Below are 14,082 nucleotides of genomic sequence, written 5' to 3'. Positions count from 1 at the left end.
AATTGTCATCATTTGTTTTCCAAGAAGAAAGCCGACTGGAAATTTACAAAAAATACCTCACTTATTCCTCTCGTGATGGCGGTGTAGAGCCACCTCACTATTTCTATATCTATTTCTTCGTTTGGCAAATATATTTGATCTATAAAAACAGCATTCCATTGACCACCCTGTGCCTTATGACAAGTCAGAGCGTAGGCAAACTTCACCTGTAAGGCACTCATGTACTTATCTTCCTTTATCATTTTGCTTTTCTCTCTTCTCGATTTCACCCAAAAATAATCCTTGGCAACACTTTCGTACAGTTTTTTGTTCTCTTCCTGTGTCAAACTTGGCGAATTTGAATACAAAGTATCCAGAATTATCAAGGATTCAAAAGTAGGTTCTTCGGGGTAATCTAACAACTGAAGTGTGACATTTTGAAACCGAAAACCGTGCATTTCTTCTTCTCGTCCAATTCGCCTGACTATGGCAAACTCACCATTGGCCACAAATCCCGCCTCAGAATCGTCTCCCAAAACAGTATAGTTGTTTTTTACTACCATCAGTATATCACCATTGTCAAGCTCGGTGTCTGAGTAGTTTATTTGGTTTCTAATCAGTCGGTTATATTGTACGGCATTTCTATTTGACCGAGTCAATACAATGGTATTTTCAGGGCCATATTTGTCATAAGCGTATCTGATACCATCCTCAAGTTTTTCACCGGTCATTTTAAAAATATCCTTAAAACCTCTTGTTATGAGTTGAATTTCAGGTTTTTCTGAACCCAATTGATCCCGAAGTAAAGTGGCATTGGTCAAAATTCCGGAGTTGGCTTCCTGCCGCATAACATCTTTAAGCGTGATGGTGTAAACTTTGGTATAATAAAAGTCCTGAATATGGGCCACATCCAAGGCTGGACTGAGCGGCATTGAAACAGGAGGCAGCTGAGCTTCATCACCGATAAGCATAATTTTGTTTTCGGTACCACTAAAGACAAAGTTTATCAAATCATGCAAGAGACCATTGCTGCCAAACTCTCTCGTATCAGCAATCATAGAAGCCTCATCGACAATGTAAATCGTTCCTTCGTCTTTGTTTGGTTGTAGTTCAAAAACCAAATTCCCCGAGTTGCTGTCTTCTTTTTGTTTGTAAATTTTTCGGTGTATGGTTTGAGCTTTACCACCTGTGTAGTTCGCCATAACCTTTGCCGCACGTCCAGTCGGTGCCAAAAGTGCATATTTCCAGCCATGGCTGGGGAGACTTTTTATAAACGAACCCAGAATGGTTGTTTTACCAGTACCAGCAAAACCCTTCAAGACAAAGGCTGTTCTTTCGTCCTCATCTGCAATGAATTTTTCAAGCAAACCAAAAAGCTTCGCCTGTCCAGGCGTAGGTGTATGCTTAAAGTTTTCAGCAAGTAGTTCAGAGAAAGAAAGAATTTTGGCCATTTTGAGAAAATAAAAAAAGCCTAACTAGTAGGCTTTTGAAAGAAAAGTTTAATAATGATCTAAGCCATGTGCTTGATATTGAGGAAGTAAAGGACACAGAATATGATACCCACAAATGCAATCATACCGCTTCCAATAAATCCTAAAAATCCATCATAAATAACCAAGGGTGCAATTATAGCTACCAGTGTGCCAGCTACATAAATGAAGAAGCCCTTTTTGTTCAATCCCCACATTAAAACTGCACCAATTAAGGTCAATATATTGGCTACACCACTTGCCATAGCACCATTTCTTACTTTTTCTTCAGAAAGGTCGTTGCTCACCGAGTCCATAATTTTATTTACCATTTCAGCCGATTTCTCATCTTGAGCTTGCTCGTCAATTTGGTCCTTGGCATTCTCCATAGCCTCTTGGGTTAGCCCTGTGGTCATACCAGCAGCAGAATAAGTAGTGATGGCATTGTAAATACCAAATGCACTACCTAAGAAGGTCAGAACACACAAAACGGTAAGGAATGTAGGTCTAATGTTTTCCATATTTAGATAAGGGTTTAGTTTTGAAATTTAAATTTAAGTATAAGTTTAGTAACCACCAAACGAATTCATTTTTCAATAATATAGGATTTTACATTGCAGAACTCGTATAATCCATAAACGCCTAATTCTCTGCCATATCCCGATTGGTTTATTCCTCCGAATGGCATGGAGGCGTCAGATTTTACCATAGAGTTTAGGTAAACATTGCCAGCATTGAGTTTTTTTAGAAGTTTTTCTCCGTTTTCTAAATCTTGTGTCCAAAGACTCGCTCCAAGGCCAAAACTGGTTTCATTGGCTATTTCTATAGCTTCCTCAGTATCTTTGGCCTTGATTATACAAGCTACAGGTCCGAACAATTCCTCAGTAAATGAATGACTCAATTCCCTGTTTAATTCTAAAAGCGTTGGCGTAAGTAAACAACCCTTTCTTACTCCTGAAATAAGTTTAATTGCACCCTTATTTACTAAATAATCAATTTGTCCCTCAATTTTTTCGGCTAAATCTAATCGGGCAACTGGTCCAAAATCGGTATCGGCTTCAAATGGATCGCCAGCTTTTAGTTTCTTTATTTTATCAGAAACATTATCAAGAAATTCTTCATAAACCTCCTCAACAACAATCCACCTTTTAGCCGCAATGCAGGTTTGTCCAGCATTCTGAAATCGCGATTTTACCGCAAAAGTGGCGGCGTTTTCAATATTGGCGTCAGCCAAAACCACGAAAGGATCAGAACCACCAAGTTCTAGAACAGATTTTTTTAGATATTTTCCGGCCAAACTCGCCAAAGACGAACCGGCCAGATTGCTTCCGGTCAAAGTCACACCTTTTATGAATGGATCGGCTACGATAGATTCAATTTTATCAATATCCACGAAAAGATTTTGAAAAACACCTTGCTCAAATCCAGCCTCCATGAAGAGTTTCTCTAGTGTCGTTGCCGACATAAATACGTTTGGGGCATGTTTTAGCAAAACCACATTTCCCGTCAAAATAGTAGGTATAGCAAACCTCAATGCCTGCCAATAAGGGAAATTCCAAGGCATAACAGCCAGTATCCCACCTTGTGATTCATATCTATAATAGGCTTTGTGAGCATAATTATTGATTTCAACGCTTCTGGTTTGTTCCTCGGCTACATGACAATAATATTTTGCAGTAACTGCACATTTCTCAATTTCGGCCGTAGCAGATTTTAATGTTTTGCCCATTTCTAGGCTTATTTCTTTCGCTAGCTCAGTCTTTCTAGCCTCTAAAATATTGGCCAAATTGAGGGTTAACCTAATCCTCTCGATAATATCAGCCGTTTTCCAACGGTTGTAAGTTCGTTCAGCTTCCCTGATCTTTGAAAAATAGTCGACATCCTCCTCAAAACTCGCTAAAATCTCTCCATTTGCTGGATTTACACTCTTAAATGTCATTCATCATATCTTTTAAAGTCACATTGTCATACACTGATAAATTGGCGTCTCTAATGCGTGCCATTATTGGCCTTATTCTACATTTTTCTTCGTTGCTACAATCATCACATTTACCATAAAAATTCAATGAAACACAAAGCACTGGGGCTATGGGGCCATCAATTATTCTAATGACTTTAGAAAGTGTAACTTCTTCAGGCGGAATTCTTAACAAATAACCGCCACCTTTTCCCTTCTGGCTTTGCAGAATTCCGTTGTTTCGCAGCTCAAGAAGTATGGCCTCTAGGAATTTCTTCGGAATATTCTCTTTTTCCGATATTTCGCTTATTAACAACGGTTTATGAGCTTCATACCCATCAGCTAGTCTGGTGAGGGCTTTAAGTGCGTATTTGGCTTTTTTAGAAATCATAGGGGTTGATGTTTTAGCAAATTTAGTTTCGATTCTATACCAAACAAAATCATTTTGAGTTTTGAGAGGAATAAAACAGCTTATTATTGGTAAATTTGCACAAAATTAAGATAATGAGTAAAGTTATAAAATTATTTCCACCTTTAATAGAGGCCATCGAGAAGGCTTTGGTGGAGATTTTTGTTGAAAATAGAAAAGCGGACAAAGCTATTTCGGGAATTTTAAAGTCTAATCCGAAATGGGGATCACGCGATAGGGGATTTATTGCTGAAAATACCTACGATATGGTGAGAAATTGGCGTCTGATAAATTTTTGTTACGGCAAAGATGATGTCAATAATAAACTGGCCGGAACTTACAGAGATTTAATAGGTATTTGGTTAGTTTTCAAAGGATATGACTTGTCAAATAGTTCGCTTTTTGGTAAAATCGATATAGAAAAAATCAACGAAAGAAGGCTTGAAGCTGAAAAAGATAGAAGAATAAAATATTCGGTAGCCGACTGGATGGACGAGAAAATTTCGGAAGAAATAGGAGTTACTTGGCCAAGAGAATTGGAGGCACTGAGCAACCAGGCTGAGGTATTTTTAAGAGTAAATACCACCAAAATATCTAAGGAAGATTTAATAAAACTTCTGAAAGAAAAAGACGTTGAAGTCTCTGAGGTTGAAGGCGTTGAGTCGGCTCTTCTATTGCAAAAACGTATGAATGTTTTCTCTTTGGAAGAGTTCAGAAAAGGTTTCTTTGAGGTGCAAGATGCTGGTAGTCAGATGATTTCTGAACTACTGGATATTCAGCCAGAGCAAAGAGTCATTGATGCTTGTGCTGGAGCCGGTGGAAAAACCCTTCACATGGCCAACATCATGAAAAATAAGGGAAGAATTATTGCTCTTGACGTAGAAGAACATAAACTGGTTGAACTCAAAACCAGATCCAAAAGAAATGGATTGAGCAACATTGAGCCCAAGTTAATTGAGTCAAAAACGATCAAACGTTTGAGAGATACTGCGGACAGACTTTTGTTAGATGTTCCATGTTCTGGTTTAGGTGTTTTGAAAAGAAATCCAGATGCAAAATGGAAATTGAAACCAGAGTTTTTGGAAGAAATCAAGCAGGTTCAGGCGACCATCCTTCAAGATTATTCTAAAATTTTGAAATCTGGAGGTAAAATGGTGTACGCCACTTGTTCTATTCTCCCATCTGAAAACGAAAAACAGGTGGAGAAGTTTTTAGCGAACAATCCAGATTATTTTCTGATAAAAGAAAACAAAGTTTCTCCTGCCAAAAGCGGTTTTGATGGATTTTACATGGCATTGATTGGGAGGGTTTAGTTGACTGGTTGGTAGTTACTGGTATATTGGTTATTGGTGTCCCGATAGCTATCGGGAGGTAATTAGTATGACTCTGAATTTCGATGACTGAGCGGAGCCGAAGTCAGAGAACACTGAAATGCCAAACCGATGACTGAGCCGAGCCGGAGTTAACCGAAATGCCAAACCGAAGACTGAGCGGAGCCGAAGTCAGAGAACACTGAAATTCCAAACCGAAGACTGAGCGAAGCCGAAGTCAGAGAGCACTGAAATGTAATCGATGACTGAGCGAAGCCGAAGTCAGAGTACAAGAAATATTTTTAAATAGTTGAGTAAAAAGTATTAGAGGACATTCATGAAAATACTAATAGTTGACGAAATGCACGAGTCTATAGTCCACATGCCTGAGGAATTGGGCTTGGAGGTAGACTATTTTCCGAATATTGCTTTGTCAGAGGTTTTGGAAAAAGTAGCTGATTATGAAGGGCTTATTATCAGAAGTAAGTTTTTTATAGACGAGAATTTCCTGCAAAACGCACCTAAGCTCAGGTTCATTGGTAGGGCAGGAGCCGGTTTAGATTTGATTGATATCGATGCTTGTAAAAGACGAAATATTGAGATTTTTGCGGCCAATGAAGGCAATAGAATTGCGGTAGCCGAGCATTTGATTGGTATGATTCTCGGTCTTTTCAATAAAATAGAAAAATCGCACTTAGAAATTAAACAAGGCCAATGGAAGCGAGAAGAAAATAGGGGAGAAGAGCTATTTGGAAAGACAGTTGGTATCATTGGCTTTGGAAATAATGGCGAAGCAACCGCTTCTCGTTTGGTAGCGTTTGGTTGTAAAATTCTGGCCTATGATAAATACAGGTATGGATTTGGTAATCAATTTGTTACCGAATCAACGCTTGATGAAATATTTCGAGAGGTAGACATACTAAGTTTGCACATTCCACTCACAACCGAAACCAACAAAATGGTGGATAAAGCGTTTTTTGAAAAGTTTTCGAAAAACATTTATTTCTGTAATGTGGCCCGTGGAGAGTTGGTAGTTCAAGAGGATTTGGTAGATGCATTAAAGACTGGAAAAGTAAAAGGAGCATGTTTGGATGTTTTAGAAAATGAGAAAATTAATAAACTTTCAGAATCACAACAAGAAAGTTTCGACTATCTAAAAAATCACCCAAATGTCATTATTACGCCACACATTGCCGGCTGGACTTTTGAATCTTACAATAGGATCAATACGGTTTTGAAAGATAAAATTGCTAGGTTTTTGGGGTTGTAGGCAATTTTGAAGTAATTATTAAGTAAACAAAAAACTGAAATTGTAGACTATTGAAATGTATAAGATTTGGTTTCTAAATAGAATTGTTTATAAATAATTTATAGTCAATAATTTAATGTATTCTATTTTGACTATTTTCTGGTCCAAGATTTATTGTTATTGGTTAAATAAGTTCGCTACTTTTCAAAGTACAGTCTAATTAAGTTTGCTCTATAAGGTTTATCTATCTTACATATTTCATTGATAAATTCTGTTAATTTTTTTTCGTCAATATTTATTTGATTCAAATGTAGATTTAGTTTTTGAGCACCAACGGCCTTACTTAACGAAATAGCCCATTTATATTGTTTTGTTTTGAAGACAAAACTGTCGTCAGTCGATATTGAAATAAATTTCTGACCTGAAATATTTATTTGATATGCTTTCTTTATCTGCTCCCATTTTATTTCTTCTTGCTTGCTTGTTCTGTCCCAGATGCCATTTTCATTAATTATTATTTGGGGTCGCTTATCAAAGACTTGAAATATCCCAATCGGAATTCCAAGTCCAAAGAAAAAAGTAGCAACCCAACCCATAAAATTATCAAATGTACCAAATTGCTCAGTTCTTATGGCAAATATTCCAACCGCGACAAAAGGAATTGCTAATCCAATTAATTTCAAACCTTTCCAATTCGTTTTATACAACTTAATTTCAGTCATTTTTTTGATTGATTGAATCTAGATTGCTTTTTATAACTTTTTATATTAATAACAACCTTATGACTCACCTTCCACCACCTAACTCAATCTCCTTAACCATCACATAATCATTCATCAGATATCCATTTCCTATTTCTATATCTTCCGAATAGGCAATTTTGAAGCCCAGCTTTTCGTAGAAAAATCTCGCTTTGTTTTGGCGGTTTACGTTGAGTAAGAGTTTACTGTTTCTCTTTTTAATAGCTTGGCTTTCAGTTTCTTCTATCAGTATTTTGCCGAGGCCTTTACCTTGTGCAGCTGGTGTGATGTATATTTTATGGATCTTGGTTTGTGCTTGCCCTTCGTAGTCAGTCTCGAAAGACACAAAGGCCATATCCATGTCGCCATCTTGGATGATTAAAAATGTTTGGGACTCCTTCATTTGTCGCTCCAAAACCTCTTTGTTGTACATCATATCCAACATGTAATCTATTTGCGACTGCTCCAATATATCACCATATGCACTCGGCCAAGTATCAAAAGCGATCTTTTGAATGCTCGGAATGTCCTTTACTTGAGCTTTTCTGATTTCCATGGTTCTGAAAATATGTCTTTTAAGGAATGTCCAAATATTTGTGCGTCTGAATACTCATTCTCCATTTAGGGTTTTCTTTGATGTAATCCACTATTAAAGGCATCATTTGCTCCCTTTTGTCCCACTCGGGTTGTAGGAATAGGATACAATTTTGATTGACCTTTTCAGCATGTTTTTCTGCAAATTCAAAATCTGATTTATTGAAAACAATAATCTTCAATTCATGAGCGGCCTCGTAAAATTCGGGCAATGGCTCCTTAAATTTTTTTGGCGAAAAACATATCCAATCCCAACTACCCGACAAAGGATGGGCTCCAGAGGTTTCTATATTTGTTTTGAAATTTTCGCTTTGTAGAACAGCCGTTAAATTATCCAGATTATACATCAAAGGTTCACCGCCAGTTATCACTACTAGTTTTCCAGGATTGGCCTTTGCATTGAGCAAAAGCTCCTCAACAGCCACTTTTGGGTGAGCGTTTGCATCCCATGAGTCTTTAACATCACACCACACACAGCCCACATCACAACCTCCCAACCTAATAAAGTAAGCGGCCTTTCCACTGTGAAAACCCTCCCCTTGTAAGGTATAAAAAGCCTCCATAATGGGCAGCTTTTCTGATAAATCTATTTTAATTTCTTGCATTTCAATACAAAATTAAACAGAAAATTAGTGTTTAGTGTTATCAACTGTAAGCAATTTTGTTTTTCACACTCACAAAACGATTTTTCGAATTACTTTTGCATAAAAAAAGCATTTTCATGGCCTATATTCCGCTTTATTGTCCTTCATTGACCTCGTATAAACGACGCCTTACCAACCAAATTAATATTGGTGGCTTAGGCCTTGGCTCAGATTTTCCAATAAGAGTCCAATCTATGACCACTGTGGATACGATGGATACGCAAGGCTCAATAGACCAATGTATTAGAATGATTGAGAGCGGCTGTGAAATAGTGAGAATCACGGCCCCGAGCGTCAAAGAGGCTCAAAATCTGGAGAATATAAAAAAGGGACTGAGGTTGGCAGGTTATAGTACACCTTTGGTGGCCGATATACATTTCACACCCAATGCAGCAGAACTTGCTGCGAGAATTGTTGAAAAAGTGAGGGTTAACCCAGGTAACTATGCCGACAAAAAGCGTTTTGAAGTCATTGATTATTCCGATGCTTCTTATGCACTTGAATTAGAAAGAATTAGAGAGCGATTTCTGCCATTGGTGAAAATATGTAAAGAATACGGCACAGCCATGCGTATCGGTACCAACCACGGCTCACTTTCTGATAGAATATTAAGTAGATATGGCGATACGCCTGCGGGAATGGTAGAATCTGCCTTGGAGTTCCTTAAAATATGTGAAGACGAAAACTACTTCAATGTGGTAATTTCCATGAAATCGTCCAACCCACAAGTAATGGTTCATGCCTACAGACTCTTGGCTAAAAGATTAAATGACGAGCAAATGAAGCCTTATCCGCTACATTTGGGCGTTACAGAGGCAGGTGAAGGAGAGGACGGCCGCATCAAATCTTCCATGGGCATTGGGACACTTTTGGAAGATGGATTGGGAGATACAGTTAGAGTGAGTCTTACAGAAGATCCTGAATTTGAATCGCCAGTTGCTCGTAAACTTATAGACAGATATCTTCCGAATTCGAGCAATTTTGACTTAAAACCTTTGGAATCTTCGAATTTTGAGCCTTTTTCTTACAAAAAAAGAAAATCAATTGAGGTCACAAATATTGGTTCTCAAAACGTTCCTCGTGTGATCGCCGACTTTTCAGATAGAGAGAAAGTTGAAATTGAGGATATGAAAAGCATTGGACATTTCTATTTGCCTCTACCAGACAAATGGAAAATGAATGACTTGGGTGTGGATTTTATCTATTCGGGTAAAAAGCCAATCGCTTTCATGCTTCCAAACGGATTGAAACAGATTTTAGACTATGAAGTTTGGAAAACTTTAGAGGACAAAATACACAATTTTCCATTAATTAGCAAAGCCGAATTTCTGACGAATGTTGATTTATCTGAAAGCATAAACTTTTTGAATATTTCAACAGAAGCTCTGGATGAAAGTCTTTTAGAAAAGATAAAAACGGACGAAAAAGTAACGATTATTCTAAGTTCAGAAAGACCAAATGCCTATCCTGATTTTAGAAAAGTTTTATTAGAATTTGCTAACCAAGGGATTAAAAATCCAGTTATATTTAAAAGACAGTATGACGCACTGAGCCTGGAAGAGATTCAACTACATGCTTCAACTGATATAGGTGGAGCATTTTTAGATGGATTTGGTGACGGAATAATGCTATCAGTCAAAGAAAATCCCAAGGAGATAAATAGTTTGGCTTTTGGTATTTTGCAAGCGGCCAGAACGAGGATTTCCAAGACAGAATACATCTCATGTCCATCTTGCGGTCGTACATTATTTGACCTTCAGGAAACCACGGCCATGATCCGTAAAAGAACAGATCACCTTAAGGGAGTGAAGATTGGTATAATGGGCTGTATCGTAAACGGACCCGGAGAAATGGCGGATGCCGACTATGGTTATGTGGGCATTGGTAAAGATAAAATTTCGCTTTATCGTGGTCAGGAGGTAGTAAAGCGATCTGTGGCTTCGCAAAATGCTGTAGATGAGTTGATTAACTTAATAAAAGAAGACGGTAACTGGAACGAACCAGAAACAATAGAAGAATAAAATGGGAAGATTACAAGAAATGCTCAAAGTTGGGCCGGTTTTTAACTATTTCGGTAGAGTTTTTAAAAAAGACAAAGAGGGTAAATATCCAGTAAGCACCAATTTGAAAATGATGCACGGAATCAATAAAATTTCTATCGTATTGTTTTTAATAGCGGTTGTGGTAATGGTTATTCGTGCTTTTACAAGAGAATGAACATTGAGGAAATCAGAGATTTTAGCCTAAGCTTCAAGGGTGTCACAGAGGAAATGCCTTTTGGGCCTGAAACTGTCGTATTCAAGGTAATGGGTAAAATGTTTCTACTTCTACCTTTGGACGTTGAAGATGTGCGAATAAGCATTAAAAATTCACCCGAAAGAAATATAGAATTAAGAGGGGAACACCCTAATATAATGGGTGCGTTTCACATGAACAAAACGCATTGGAACAATGTAATTATCGACTTCAGTACAAAACGAGATTTTGTAAAATTGTTAATCACTGAGTCCTATGATTTGGTGGTAAAGGGATTAACCAAGAAACTTCAAATTGAGCTTTCTTCAATGTAAAAGGAAGTAAAAGACTTATGGAATATTTGTTTGTTTACGGAACTTTGATGCGAAACTACACCAATAATCCATTCAGGTTGCTGTTAGAAAAAAATACAAACTTTATCGGCGAGGCTTTTACCTACGGAAAACTATTTTTGGTCGATTATTACCCTGGCCTGATACACGATTTACCTTCAGAAAATCATAAAGTTTATGGCGAAATCGTTAGTTTTGAGAGTGAAACGGATTTCCTTAAAAGCCTTGACGAATACGAAGATTATGATCCAGAAAACATTATTAACTCCTTGTACATTAGAGAATTGAAAGAGTGTTTTCTTCTTGTTGATAATTCGTCGTTCATTTGCCATACCTATATTTATAACCAGAAAGTCAATAATTTAAAATTTTTAAACAAAGGCCGTTTTTTTTTAAGTTAAATTAATAAGTACTTTAATTTTTTTTCTAAAAACTGTACCTTTGTAAATTCATTTAGAACCTTAAACATCAAATTCTAATTATTATGATAAGTACCAAAGGGATAATTTTTTCTGTTGCGGTAGCTGTAGCGTTTTCTTCGTGTGTATCGAAGAAAAAGTTCGCTGGATTACAAACCGAGTTAGCCAGTACCAAAGCCGACCTTGAGCGTCGTGGCGAAATGGTTAACGATTTCAAAAACAAGCTTGTTACATGTGAGCAAGACAAACAAAGAGCTGAAGATGCCGCCAAAGCAGCACAAGCCGCTAAAGAAGAGCAAATGAGAGATTTGCGTGCTCAAATCACCGACTTGCAAAAAGTAAGAGATACACAAATGCAACAGGTTGGAGGTTTGACTGTTTTAAACCAAACTGCTAGCGAAAACATCAACCGTACATTAGCTCAGCTTGAGAAAAAAGACAAGTACATTGGTCTATTGCAGGCAGCTAAATCTAAGGCAGACTCAATGAACCTAGCCTTGGCAGTAAATCTAAAGTCGTCACTTAATGAAGGTTTGGATGATACCGACATTGAAGTTAAAGTTGACAAAACTGTTGTGATGGTCAATCTTTCGGACAAAATGTTGTTTACTTCAGGAAGTTATAAAATCTCTCCTAAAGCCTACACTGTTTTAGAGAAAGTAGCGAAAATGTTGCTGGCCAGACCAGATCTTGAAATGATGGTTGAGGGCTACACCGACAATGTCAAAATCAGCACAGATTGTATCGATGACAACTGGGATTTGAGTGTGAAAAGAGCTACCTCTGTGGTAAGAACGCTTCAAACCAAGTTCGGAGTTGATCCAAATAAACTGATAGCGGCTGGTAGAGGAGAAAACAATGCTCTTACCACTAACGATACCCAAGAAGGACGTTCAATCAATAGAAGAACAAGAATCATTTTAATGCCGAAGTTAGATCAGTTTTACGATTTATTGAACCCAGATAACGTAAAATAATCGGTATCATATTATTTCGAGAAAAAGCCGTTCTTGATGCATTCAAGGCGGCTTTTTTGTTTTAAATTCTTTTTGCTCATGATTTCGAAGGTAAGTTTTAGAAAAAATGAACCCTGATTAGGAACTATTTAAAACGAAAGGAATGTTTGTAATTTATAATCTAAAAAATAAGTAAATGGGAGCGAACGCAATAGAAGTAAATGATGCCAATTTTCAAGAATTAATAAAATCTGATAAGCCAGTTTTGGTTGATTTCTGGGCTGAATGGTGTGGACCGTGTAAAATGATTGGGCCAACTGTAGAAGAATTGGCAGGTGAATATTTAGAAAAAGCCATCGTAGGTAAAATGGACGTAGATGCAAATAGCGTGACACCTTCTAGTTTGGGCATTCGCTCAATTCCAACCTTGATGATATTTAAAAATGGTGAAATGGTAGATAAAATCGTAGGTGCAGTTCCAAAACACGTTTTGGCTCAAAAATTAGAGGCAGCACTTTAATCCAAAGATAAATCGTTGACAAAAGACTTTAAGGTTGATATCTTAAAGTCTTTTTTAGTTTAAGACGATTTGCTCAACCAAATCCAGCTCCTTGTCAGAGATATTCAAAGGTGGAGAAATTCTCATGGCATTGTCACAATATAAAAACCAATCGGTTATAAGTCCATTTTCAATGAATCCGTCGATGGTTCCTTTTAGAATCTCAAAATTTTCAAATTCAGCGGCTAGCATAAATCCTTTCCCTCTAACCGATTTAACGAGAGGATGTTTCAAGAAAATCGATTTGATTCTATCAGATTTCTGATTCAAATCTTCGTAATTTATTTCATCCTGAATCACTTTCAATGTAGCCAAAGAAGCCGCACAACTTACAGGATGTCCTCCAAAGGTAGTGATATGTCCAAGGATTGGATTATCTTTCAGAACCGACATAATACTTTGCGGAGCCATAAAAGCTCCAATTGGCATGCCACCACCCATTCCTTTGGCGGAAAGCAAAATATCAGGTGCAAAACCGTATTGTTCTAGTCCCCAAAATGTTCCTGTCCGTCCAAATCCCGTTTGTATTTCATCAAAAATCAAAAGACAGCCCATCTCATGGCATCTTTTGGCTAATTTTTGCATGAAATCATGGTCCGTTTCGAAGATTCCACTTTCAGCTCCAATGGGCTCTATGATGACGCAGGCTGTATTTTCTGTTATATGGTCTAAATCAGCAAAATTATTCCTCTCGATTTTTTTTATGCCGGGTAGGAGAGGTCTGAAACCTCTTTTGAAATGCTCTTCTCCCAAAGATAAGGCTCCGTGTGTAGAGCCATGGTAGGAGTTTTTAATAGCTATTATTTCACGCTTTTTAGTGTATCTTTTGGCCAATTTCAAGGCACCTTCAACAGCCTCTGTACCTGAGTTTGTAAAGTAAACATTGTCAATTTTATCTCCGGCCAAAGTATCAAATCCAGCAAGTGTCATTACCAAAGCATGAGCAAGCTGAACTTGAGGACTTTGGATATATTCGCCATAAACCATTTGGTGCAAGTAGGAATCTACCTGTTTTTTGATTGCTTTAATAACTTTCGGGTGACGATGACCAACATTACTCACCGAAATGCCAGATATGAGGTCTAGATAGGCTTTGTGATTATTATCAAATAGAAAACTTCCTTCGGCATATGTAAATTCCAAAGCCAAAGGAAAATCTGAAGTTTGAGCAAGATTATTTAGAAATAGCTGTCTGTTGTCCACTGATTA

At 37.4% G+C, this 14,082-nt stretch carries 16 protein-coding genes; 8 read left to right on the top strand and 8 right to left on the bottom strand.

Going from position 1 to position 14,082, the window contains the following annotated elements; all coding sequences use genetic code 11:
- Positions 1-8: 8 nt before the first annotated feature.
- The 4 genes from EGI31_RS20220 to EGI31_RS20205 form a co-directional block, all read right to left on the bottom strand.
- Positions 9-1,430, bottom strand: coding sequence for an ATP-dependent DNA helicase (locus EGI31_RS20220; RefSeq protein ID WP_255038976.1), 1,422 nt, complete (start codon positions 1,428-1,430; stop codon positions 9-11).
- 59 nt (positions 1,431-1,489) lie between these two features.
- Positions 1,490-1,969, bottom strand: a complete 480-nt coding sequence (locus EGI31_RS20215; protein ID WP_255038975.1) for a hypothetical protein — start codon at positions 1,967-1,969, stop codon at positions 1,490-1,492.
- A gap of 65 nt (positions 1,970-2,034) precedes the next feature.
- Positions 2,035-3,387 carry an aldehyde dehydrogenase family protein gene (locus EGI31_RS20210; RefSeq protein ID WP_255038974.1) on the bottom strand — a complete coding sequence of 451 codons (1,353 nt, stop codon included), beginning with the start codon at positions 3,385-3,387 and terminating at the stop codon, positions 2,035-2,037.
- Entirely contained in the window at positions 3,377-3,796 is a 420-nt protein-coding gene (locus EGI31_RS20205; RefSeq protein WP_255038973.1) for an RrF2 family transcriptional regulator, read from the bottom strand. Before EGI31_RS20205 ends, EGI31_RS20210 begins: the two co-directional genes overlap by 11 nt.
- A 113-nt stretch (positions 3,797-3,909) precedes the next feature.
- Between EGI31_RS20205 and EGI31_RS20200 the strand changes: the two genes are divergently transcribed.
- Complete coding sequence (locus tag EGI31_RS20200; protein ID WP_255038972.1) at positions 3,910-5,127, top strand: RsmB/NOP family class I SAM-dependent RNA methyltransferase; 1,218 nt, start codon at positions 3,910-3,912, stop codon at positions 5,125-5,127.
- Between the two features lie 334 nt (positions 5,128-5,461).
- Positions 5,462-6,394, top strand: a complete 933-nt coding sequence (locus tag EGI31_RS20195) for an NAD(P)-dependent oxidoreductase (protein ID WP_255038971.1) — start codon at positions 5,462-5,464, stop codon at positions 6,392-6,394.
- A 176-nt stretch (positions 6,395-6,570) separates the two neighbouring features.
- On the opposite strand, the gene EGI31_RS20190 is transcribed toward EGI31_RS20195, so the two are convergent.
- The 3 genes from EGI31_RS20190 to EGI31_RS20180 form a co-directional block, all read right to left on the bottom strand.
- Positions 6,571-7,095, bottom strand: coding sequence for an STM3941 family protein (locus tag EGI31_RS20190; RefSeq protein WP_255038970.1), 525 nt, complete (start codon positions 7,093-7,095; stop codon positions 6,571-6,573).
- Positions 7,096-7,159: 64 nt separating this feature from the next.
- Positions 7,160-7,669, bottom strand: a complete 510-nt coding sequence (locus EGI31_RS20185; RefSeq protein ID WP_255038969.1) for a GNAT family N-acetyltransferase — start codon at positions 7,667-7,669, stop codon at positions 7,160-7,162.
- 19 nt (positions 7,670-7,688) lie between these two features.
- Positions 7,689-8,312, bottom strand: a complete 624-nt coding sequence (locus EGI31_RS20180; protein WP_255038968.1) for a 7-carboxy-7-deazaguanine synthase QueE — start codon at positions 8,310-8,312, stop codon at positions 7,689-7,691.
- 116 nt (positions 8,313-8,428) lie between these two features.
- On the opposite strand from EGI31_RS20180, the gene ispG reads away from it, so the two are divergent.
- From ispG to trxA, 6 genes are all read left to right on the top strand, one after another.
- On the top strand, positions 8,429-10,372 hold the full coding sequence (ispG, locus tag EGI31_RS20175; RefSeq protein ID WP_255038967.1) for a (E)-4-hydroxy-3-methylbut-2-enyl-diphosphate synthase: 1,944 nt from the start codon (positions 8,429-8,431) through the stop codon (positions 10,370-10,372).
- A 1-nt stretch (position 10,373) separates the two neighbouring features.
- Positions 10,374-10,568, top strand: a complete 195-nt coding sequence (locus EGI31_RS20170) for a DUF6728 family protein (RefSeq protein ID WP_255038966.1) — start codon at positions 10,374-10,376, stop codon at positions 10,566-10,568.
- Positions 10,565-10,921, top strand: coding sequence for an MmcQ/YjbR family DNA-binding protein (locus EGI31_RS20165; RefSeq protein WP_255038965.1), 357 nt, complete (start codon positions 10,565-10,567; stop codon positions 10,919-10,921). The genes EGI31_RS20170 and EGI31_RS20165 overlap by 4 nt, the downstream gene beginning before the upstream one ends.
- A 17-nt stretch (positions 10,922-10,938) precedes the next feature.
- Positions 10,939-11,340 (top strand): gamma-glutamylcyclotransferase family protein, encoded by a 402-nt coding sequence (locus EGI31_RS20160; RefSeq protein ID WP_255038964.1) that lies wholly within the window; start codon positions 10,939-10,941, stop codon positions 11,338-11,340.
- A gap of 83 nt (positions 11,341-11,423) precedes the next feature.
- The gene (locus EGI31_RS20155) at positions 11,424-12,335 is read left to right on the top strand and encodes an OmpA/MotB family protein (RefSeq protein WP_255038963.1); all 912 of its coding nucleotides are present in this window, start codon (positions 11,424-11,426) and stop codon (positions 12,333-12,335) included.
- A gap of 175 nt (positions 12,336-12,510) precedes the next feature.
- Complete coding sequence (gene trxA, locus EGI31_RS20150) at positions 12,511-12,834, top strand: thioredoxin (RefSeq protein ID WP_255038962.1); 324 nt, start codon at positions 12,511-12,513, stop codon at positions 12,832-12,834.
- A gap of 54 nt (positions 12,835-12,888) precedes the next feature.
- Here the strand turns inward: trxA and EGI31_RS20145 are convergent, their stop codons facing one another.
- Positions 12,889-14,076 carry an aspartate aminotransferase family protein gene (locus tag EGI31_RS20145; RefSeq protein ID WP_255038961.1) on the bottom strand — a complete coding sequence of 396 codons (1,188 nt, stop codon included), beginning with the start codon at positions 14,074-14,076 and terminating at the stop codon, positions 12,889-12,891.
- Positions 14,077-14,082: the final 6 nt, after the last annotated feature.

Origin of the sequence: Lacihabitans soyangensis (assembly GCF_024343775.1) — a bacterium.
Classification (GTDB): Bacteria; Bacteroidota; Bacteroidia; order Cytophagales; family Spirosomataceae; genus Leadbetterella; species Leadbetterella soyangensis.
Note: the sequence above shows the minus strand (reverse complement) of the source record. Positions and strands in the feature narration are given on the sequence as shown.

Coding starts and splice junctions, on each gene's coding strand:
- EGI31_RS20220 (WP_255038976.1), bottom strand. CDS start 1,430: ATGGCCAAAATTCTTTCTTTCTCTGAACTACTTGCTGAAAACTTTAAG.
- EGI31_RS20215 (WP_255038975.1), bottom strand. CDS start 1,969: ATGGAAAACATTAGACCTACATTCCTTACCGTTTTGTGTGTTCTGACC.
- EGI31_RS20210 (WP_255038974.1), bottom strand. CDS start 3,387: ATGACATTTAAGAGTGTAAATCCAGCAAATGGAGAGATTTTAGCGAGT.
- EGI31_RS20205 (WP_255038973.1), bottom strand. CDS start 3,796: ATGATTTCTAAAAAAGCCAAATACGCACTTAAAGCCCTCACCAGACTA.
- EGI31_RS20200 (WP_255038972.1), top strand. CDS start 3,910: ATGAGTAAAGTTATAAAATTATTTCCACCTTTAATAGAGGCCATCGAG.
- EGI31_RS20195 (WP_255038971.1), top strand. CDS start 5,462: ATGAAAATACTAATAGTTGACGAAATGCACGAGTCTATAGTCCACATG.
- EGI31_RS20190 (WP_255038970.1), bottom strand. CDS start 7,095: ATGACTGAAATTAAGTTGTATAAAACGAATTGGAAAGGTTTGAAATTA.
- EGI31_RS20185 (WP_255038969.1), bottom strand. CDS start 7,669: ATGGAAATCAGAAAAGCTCAAGTAAAGGACATTCCGAGCATTCAAAAG.
- EGI31_RS20180 (WP_255038968.1), bottom strand. CDS start 8,312: ATGCAAGAAATTAAAATAGATTTATCAGAAAAGCTGCCCATTATGGAG.
- ispG (WP_255038967.1), top strand. CDS start 8,429: ATGGCCTATATTCCGCTTTATTGTCCTTCATTGACCTCGTATAAACGA.
- EGI31_RS20170 (WP_255038966.1), top strand. CDS start 10,374: ATGGGAAGATTACAAGAAATGCTCAAAGTTGGGCCGGTTTTTAACTAT.
- EGI31_RS20165 (WP_255038965.1), top strand. CDS start 10,565: ATGAACATTGAGGAAATCAGAGATTTTAGCCTAAGCTTCAAGGGTGTC.
- EGI31_RS20160 (WP_255038964.1), top strand. CDS start 10,939: ATGGAATATTTGTTTGTTTACGGAACTTTGATGCGAAACTACACCAAT.
- EGI31_RS20155 (WP_255038963.1), top strand. CDS start 11,424: ATGATAAGTACCAAAGGGATAATTTTTTCTGTTGCGGTAGCTGTAGCG.
- trxA (WP_255038962.1), top strand. CDS start 12,511: ATGGGAGCGAACGCAATAGAAGTAAATGATGCCAATTTTCAAGAATTA.